Raw genomic sequence first — 7,056 nt, 5'->3', positions numbered from 1 at the left:
CCCCGTTTTGATGAAACGCTTTTATCGTATCTACGGGAGCCGTATTGATGCTGTTGTATGCTAAGAGTTTCTCCACATAGTAGTGAGGAGGCAGCGAGTCATCCTTTACTCCGGTGCTTGCAAAGAGAGTTCTGCACCCCTCTACTCCCATTGACTCAACTTCAGAGTAGATATCAGCACTATTGTAAATTCCGCTAAGTGCAATCTCCACACCGCCTTTTGCCAACTCTTCATCAAGCGCTCTGTCAATCCTGCTTACAAACACGCTTATAACGGTGTCAATCTTTGCTCCATGTTTCGCCAGTCCCTCTCTAAATGCCTCGGCGCATGAGATAGCTTGCTCTTTTTTAAATATAAGGGTTGCATTTACCGGTATCCCGCTTCCTACAAGTTCTCTCATAGCTATATAGCCGGCCCCGGTTGCAGGAACTTTGATCATTACGTTTTTGCGATTTATCTCAGAGTATAATCTCTTCCCCTCTTCTATGGTCGCATCGGCATCGTCGCAAAGATATGGATCTACCTCTATGCTTACATAACCGTCATCATTTTTCTGGTACAAAGGTTGTAGTATGTCTGCTGCTTTTTGTATATCGTAAATCGCAAGAGCTTCATACTTCTCTTTTGGCGATAACAAACCGAGTGTAGAGAGCTGCTCTTTATAGGCATTTGAAGTAAGTATTGCACTTTTAAAGATTGCAGGATTAGAAGTTGCACCGTTTACAATCCCACCATCTATAAGCTCTTTAAATTCTCTGTCTAGGTAATCCCTCTCTATAAAATCAGCCCACAAAGAGAACTTCAAATCTTTTAAATACATCTACAAACCTTAAGTTGTTTTAGTAAATTATATCTCAAAAATTCTCAATTTATTTTAAACAATCTTTAAAATGCCCTTTTTCTTCATTTAGGCAATATTTTTAGGAATTTTAACTATAAAAAGCGATCCCTCTTTGGATGTCTCCACATCTATTTCACCGCCGAACTGCTTCTGTATAATCATCTGGCTCATGTAAAGACCAAGTCCAGTTCCGTTCTTGCCTTTAGTACTAAAATATGGTTCAAAGAGGTGCGGTAGATTTTCGCTATCTATCCCGCCTGCGTTATCTTCTATGTATATAAAAACCCTCTCTCCTACTTTTTTTGCGCTTATCTTGATAAAGGATTCTCTTTTCTTAACTTCATTATGCGCATCTATAGCATTATTTAAAATATTGAGCACAACTTGAACAAGCTCGTTTATATAGGTTTTAACCTCTATGTCTTCGCTTTTGCTCATAGATATTTTTATTCCCCTATCGCTTACTCTTGACATCGCAAAGTTTAGAGCCCTTTGAAGCAGATCGTGAATCTCTATAGTATGCATCTCTTTATCAGGATGAAAATAGGTTTGGAAATCATCAATCGTATCAGAGAGATAGATGATAGTATCACTAATATTGCTTAGTGCATCATCAATATCTTTGTCGCTTCTATTGTGCCCAAGGAGCTGTTTAAACTGCAGATTTGCAATTTGGAGTGTAATTGTAGAGAGGGGCTGTCTCCATTGGTGTGCAATCATGCTTATCATCTCACCCATAACTGCCTGCTTTGACTGAGCCTCTAAAATCTGATCTTTGCTTCTTAGCTCTTCGAGCTTCTGCTCAACTTTAAGTTCAAGTAACTCATTTAGTTTAGTAAGTTCTGTAGTTTTATCTTTTACCTGTTTCTCAAGCTCAGAGTTAAAGTTTCGAAGCATATTTTGCTGCTCTATAATGGTGGATCTTGCTTCATCTATCTTCCTCTGATAGAAGTAGATAATAATACTGATTATGACCAAAACAAAAGAGATATAGGTTACCTGATACATAGTGTACTTTATCTCTACAAAATTTTGCAGAGGCGCTATAACAAGCATAAACAGAACAAAAACAAGCCAATATACCGCATGTATACTCTTTTGAAAATACAGAAGTATAATGGGATAGGTAAATATCCAGAGATGTTTAAGTTCATTTGGTTCGCCGACATAAATAAGAAACAGAAATAAAAACGTATATTGCAGGGTCATGGTAGTTGCAAAAAACTCAAACAAGTGACGATACTTCCTAAGAGCGAAAAACATTATAAAGTTCATAAGCAAAAGAGCAATCTCTATAGGAATAAATCCGGGAACATCTCTTACATAATTTCCAATTATGCCGTATATCAGCCCGCCTCCGGAGAGCAATATACCGATGTTTACCATCTGATATCTATTTTTTAGCTCCTGCTCTTCCTCACCGAAATCCCATCCGCTTGTAAAAAAACCATCTAGTTTAAGCATTGATTTACCCCTCTTTTATGGCAGATAAACTTTATTTAAAAGCTCTTCATACTCACTTTTTGCATCGCTCTCCAGAGTTATGCCTCCGCCGCTTTTATATATATAGCCATCTTCTGTTTTCTCGACAAATCTTATCATAACCGCACTATCAAATGTTTTGCCGTCATACACACCGAAAACTCCGCTAAAATAGCCTCTCTCATACCCTTCAACCTCGTCAATGATATCCAAAGTGCTCTTTTTTGGTGCTCCGCTTATGCTTCCTGCAGGCAGGAGTGTTTTTAAAATATCTCCGATTTTCGCATGCCAGTCGCTCCCCACATCTCCGCTTACATGTGAGCTTACATGCAGAAGCTCTTTATCGCCAGCCTCTATTTTTGTTATATATCTAAACTCCTCAACCTTGACATCTTTTGCCATAATGGAGAGATCGTTTCTTAGCAGATCAACAACCATTACATGCTCAGCCATCTCTTTTGGACTGTTTAAAATGAGCTCTTTGGCATTTGGTATTGAGGCATCGATTGTCCCTTTCATGGGAAAAGTGGCTATCTTTGTGCCTTTTATTGAAACAAACTGCTCAGGAGAGAAACAGACAAACTCATCTCTGTATCTAAGCTTGTAGCGTGCATTCGCACATTTAAACATCTCTTTTAGACTCATCTCACTCTTAACGTTTGTAGGCTGTGTGAGATTTAAAAGGTAGGTATCGCCCGCTTTTATCCTCTCTATTACCGAGTCAAATTTTTTTTTATACTCACCAAATGGTATTGTCTGCTTATCAAAAAAGTCTGCGTGAGGTTTTAGGGAGTAGTTTTTTGTAGTGGAGTACTCAACGTCATGCGAGTCAAGGTCGCCAAGAGGGATGACTTTTAGATTTTTTGCCCCAAAGTCGGATATAAACAGAAACGGCTCCCTTTTTTCGCCCAGAGAGTTTAAATCATCAAACGTCATAAATGAGTTTTTTAAGCACTGCCATTCTAATTGCCACGCCGTTTGAAACCTGCTCCAAAACTTTACATCTCTCATCAGCCAAAAGTGCGTCGCATATATCTATGTTTCTATGCACGGGTCCTGGGTGAAGTAAAACGATATCCCTCTCACCCAATAGCTCGGTCGTTATACAAAAGTCGCTTGCATAATCTTTTAGAGATGCATAGGTTTGGGAAGAGTGTCTCTCGGTCTGCGTTCTTAAACTCATTATGACATCTACTTCATCAATGATCTCTTTTAAAAAGTGGGTACTTCTTAATTCTGTTTTTGGCAAAAACTGCGGAGGAGCGACCAAAATAACCTCCATGCCGAATCTGCCAAGTATCTCAATATTGGAGTTTGCAACTCTTGAGTTTTTTATATCGCCCACAATCGCAATCTTTTTTCCTCTCACATCTCCAAAATGCTTCTTAAGCGTAAAGAGGTCCAAAAGTGCCTGGGTTGGATGAGCATGAGCACCGTCTCCTGCATTTATAATCGAAGCGTTGGTGTGGTTTGAGAGGATTTTAGGAACACCGGAATTTTGATGCCTGACAATTATCGCATGCGGACTCATAGCATCCAAATTCATTGCCGTATCTACAAGCGTTTCGCCTTTTTTAGTAGAGCTGTTTGCAACATCAAGATGCACAACTTCCGCCCCAAGCCTCTTTGCAGCTATCTCAAAAGAGCTTCTTGTTCTTGTTGAGTTTTCAAAAAAGAGTGTGACTATAATCTTATCTTCTAGAATCTTGTCAAGCTTGCTGCCATCTTTGATTTTTTGAGCAAAAAACTCCGCATCCTCTAAAATTGTCTCTATCTCTTTAACCGTAAAATCAGCAGTTGTAGTTAAATGTTTCATAACGCTCTTTTTTTAAATAGTTTACAAATTATACAAGACATCACATATAATATCAATATCACGACCGACTTTTAAGACTTTAAAACCGGTTTTTAAAAAGTAAGGCTCGGATATTTTAGAAAAGCTCTCATCACCCTCTTTGCAGTTAAATGCCACTACATGCTCCATCTTTTTATCTTCAAGAGCTTTTTTGCTAAGCAGCGTATCGTTTATGCAGCCTAAAGAGCAGTGAGTAACGAGTAGTGCAACCGCATCTAACTTCTGGATAAGATCAATCATCATATACTTATCGTCAATAGGAACATAGAGCCCGCCCGCACCTTCAATGATGATAATATCACAAAAAGCTTCCAGCTCCTCTATTTTTGTCAATATTTTTTTCAAATCAAGCGGCGTATTGTTTGAAGCAATATATGGAGCCGAGGGCATCTCATACATGATTGGCACAATATCTTCTGCTTCTAAATGCCACAGCTTTGTATTTAACTCTTTTAGAGTCTCCAAAAGCTCCTCAGCGTCTTCTGCATATCCGCCAACTACACCGGTTTCTATCGGCTTAATAACGCCTACTTTAAGACCGCGAGAAGCATACTCTCTAAGAAGCAGTTTTGTCGTGTATGTTTTACCTATGTTTGTATTTGTGGCGGTTACGAAAATTCGTTTCGTCATAGTTATCTCTATTTTGTTATAATTTTTTAACTATTAAAGGCAATTATTATAGGAAAATTATGGCAACAAATACAGGTTTAGAGACCATCGACGAGATATCGCTGAAATACCCTAAAAAATATAAAGTATTTATTTTAAATGACGACTATACTTCCATGGACTTTGTTATAGACGTACTTATGAGCGTATTTCACAAAAGTTTTGAGGAAGCAGAAGCAATTATGCTTGAGGTTCATAAAAAAGATAAGGGCATGTGCGGGGTCTACACTCACGAAATCGCACAGACTAAAGTAATGCAAGTACATAAAAGAGCCAGAGAGAGTGGATTTCCTCTCAGAGCTGAGATGGAGGAGGAGTAGTGATAAGTTATACATTAAACGAGGTTTTTCAAAGATCTATTCTTTATGCAAAAGAGCTTAGACATGAATATATTACCATTGAACACGTCTTCTATGAGATATTAAACTCTGCAGAGGGTGCGAAAATAATATTTACATGCGGCGGAGATGTCGATAAGATGAGAGAGCTTATGAAAAACTATATAGATTCAAACATAAACACTCTACCGCAAAACATAGAAGAGGAGCCTTTTGAGAGTATTGCGCTCTCAAGACTGATTGAGAGGATGATAAAACATATTCAAGGCTCAGGTCAACAGAGTGCCGACATAGGAGATTTGCTTGTTGCCATCTATGATGAAGTTAACTCATTTGCCTATGCGCTGCTAAGAGAGTCTCATATCTCAAGATTGGATATTTTGGAAACTATTTCACATAAAAATGAGAAAGAGAACTTAAAAGAGGGTGACTCATATCTTGAAAAATACTCTATAAATCTGCTTCAAAAAGCAAAAGAGGGAAAAATTGACCCCGTTATCGGCAGAGATGACGAGATACAAAGAGTCACACAAATTTTATGCCGCAGAAAGAAAAATAACCCTATTTTAGTAGGAGAACCGGGTGTCGGAAAAACTGCTATTGCGGAGGGTTTGGCACTAAACATAGTCACACACAAAGTTCCTCCCATCATACAAAATACAGAGCTTTATGCACTTGATTTGGGCGCAATGCTTGCAGGCACAAAATATAGAGGAGATTTTGAAAAACGCTTAAAAGGAGTTATGGATGAGCTTAAATCCATTCCAAATGCCATCCTTTTTATTGATGAGATTCATACACTCATAGGTGCAGGTGCTACAAGCGGAACGATGGATGCGGCAAACCAGCTAAAACCTGCCCTTGCATCCGGCGAACTAAAGTGTATGGGCGCGACTACATTTGCAGAGTACAGAAACGGCTTTGAAAAAGACAAAGCGCTTAGCAGAAGATTCTCCAAAGTAGATATCAACGAGCCATCAGCTAAAACAACATATAAAATATTAAAAGGGTTAAAGAGCAAATACGAAGAGCATCACAATGTGACCTTTACGGATAGAGCTCTCAAAACTGCTATTGACCTCTCCAAAAGATATATTACCGATAAATTTCTACCCGATAAAGCAATTGATCTCATTGATGAGACCGCAGCATCTTTTCATCTTAAAAACAAGAAAAAAAGAGTAGTAGGCGCGGCAGATATTGAAAATACCATCTCAAAAATAGTCGGAATTTCAAGCTCAAAAGTAACAAATAACGAAACACTCTCTCTAGCTAATCTAGAGGAGAATTTACGCAAAAAAGTGATCGGACAGGACAAGGCAGTTGCAGAGGTCGCAAAAGCCATAAAAATTTCCAAAGCTGGTCTTACTCCGCAGAACAAACCTATCGCATCATTTCTATTTTCGGGACCTACGGGCGTTGGTAAAACTGAGCTTGCACTCTCTCTTAGCCAAACACTCGGCATAAATTTCGAGAGATTTGACATGAGCGAATATATGGAGAAGCATGCCATAAGCCGCCTAGTCGGAGCACCTCCGGGCTATGTCGGGTATGAGCAGGGTGGATTGTTAACAGAAGCGATAAAACGACACCCTTATACGGTCTTGTTGCTAGATGAGATAGAAAAAGCACATCCTGATTTGGTAAATATTTTACTTCAAATCATGGATAATGCAACTCTTACAGATAACAACGGCTACAAAGCAAATTTTCAAAATGTTATTCTCATTATGACATCAAATATAGGTGCAACTGCCAGAAATGTAATGGGATTCAACAAAGACAGTTCTCTCTCTAAAAACGAGGAGCTGAAACTCTTTTTTACTCCTGAATTTAGAAACAGACTTGATGCGGTTATAGAGTTCTCTAAA

At 38.7% G+C, this 7,056-nt stretch carries 7 protein-coding genes; 2 read left to right on the top strand and 5 right to left on the bottom strand.

The features are described from left to right. From RQ763_RS08090 to bioD, 5 genes are all read right to left on the bottom strand, one after another. A partial coding sequence (locus RQ763_RS08090; protein WP_314152267.1) for a transaldolase occupies window positions 1-820 on the bottom strand: 820 nt, incomplete at its 3' end. An 87-nt stretch (window positions 821-907) separates the two neighbouring features. After that, a complete protein-coding gene (locus tag RQ763_RS08085) occupies window positions 908-2,305 on the bottom strand; it encodes a sensor histidine kinase (protein WP_314152266.1) in 1,398 nt (465 codons plus the stop codon). Between the two features lie 15 nt (window positions 2,306-2,320). Then, window positions 2,321-3,259: an aminodeoxychorismate synthase component I gene (locus RQ763_RS08080; protein ID WP_314152265.1), complete on the bottom strand. Its 939-nt coding sequence runs from the start codon at window positions 3,257-3,259 to the stop codon at window positions 2,321-2,323. After that, on the bottom strand, window positions 3,249-4,139 hold the full coding sequence (locus RQ763_RS08075; protein ID WP_314152263.1) for an aspartate carbamoyltransferase catalytic subunit: 891 nt from the start codon (window positions 4,137-4,139) through the stop codon (window positions 3,249-3,251). Before RQ763_RS08075 ends, RQ763_RS08080 begins: the two co-directional genes overlap by 11 nt. 21 nt (window positions 4,140-4,160) lie before the next feature. Continuing rightward, the gene (gene bioD / locus RQ763_RS08070) at window positions 4,161-4,808 is read right to left on the bottom strand and encodes a dethiobiotin synthase (RefSeq protein ID WP_314152262.1); all 648 of its coding nucleotides are present in this window, start codon (window positions 4,806-4,808) and stop codon (window positions 4,161-4,163) included. Window positions 4,809-4,867: 59 nt separating this feature from the next. On the opposite strand from bioD, the gene RQ763_RS08065 reads away from it, so the two are divergent. Both RQ763_RS08065 and RQ763_RS08060 read left to right on the top strand, forming a co-directional pair. After that, window positions 4,868-5,167: an ATP-dependent Clp protease adaptor ClpS gene (locus tag RQ763_RS08065; RefSeq protein WP_314152261.1), complete on the top strand. Its 300-nt coding sequence runs from the start codon at window positions 4,868-4,870 to the stop codon at window positions 5,165-5,167. Next, window positions 5,167-7,056 (top strand): AAA family ATPase (locus tag RQ763_RS08060; protein WP_314152259.1); only part of this gene is annotated, 1,890 nt, incomplete at its 3' end. The genes RQ763_RS08065 and RQ763_RS08060, both read left to right, overlap by 1 nt.

The organism is Sulfurimonas sp., assembly GCF_032250635.1.
In the GTDB taxonomy this organism is placed as follows: Bacteria; Campylobacterota; Campylobacteria; order Campylobacterales; family Sulfurimonadaceae; genus Sulfurimonas.
The sequence above is the reverse complement of the archived record's forward strand: the minus strand, read 5'-3'. Positions and strand labels throughout refer to the sequence as shown.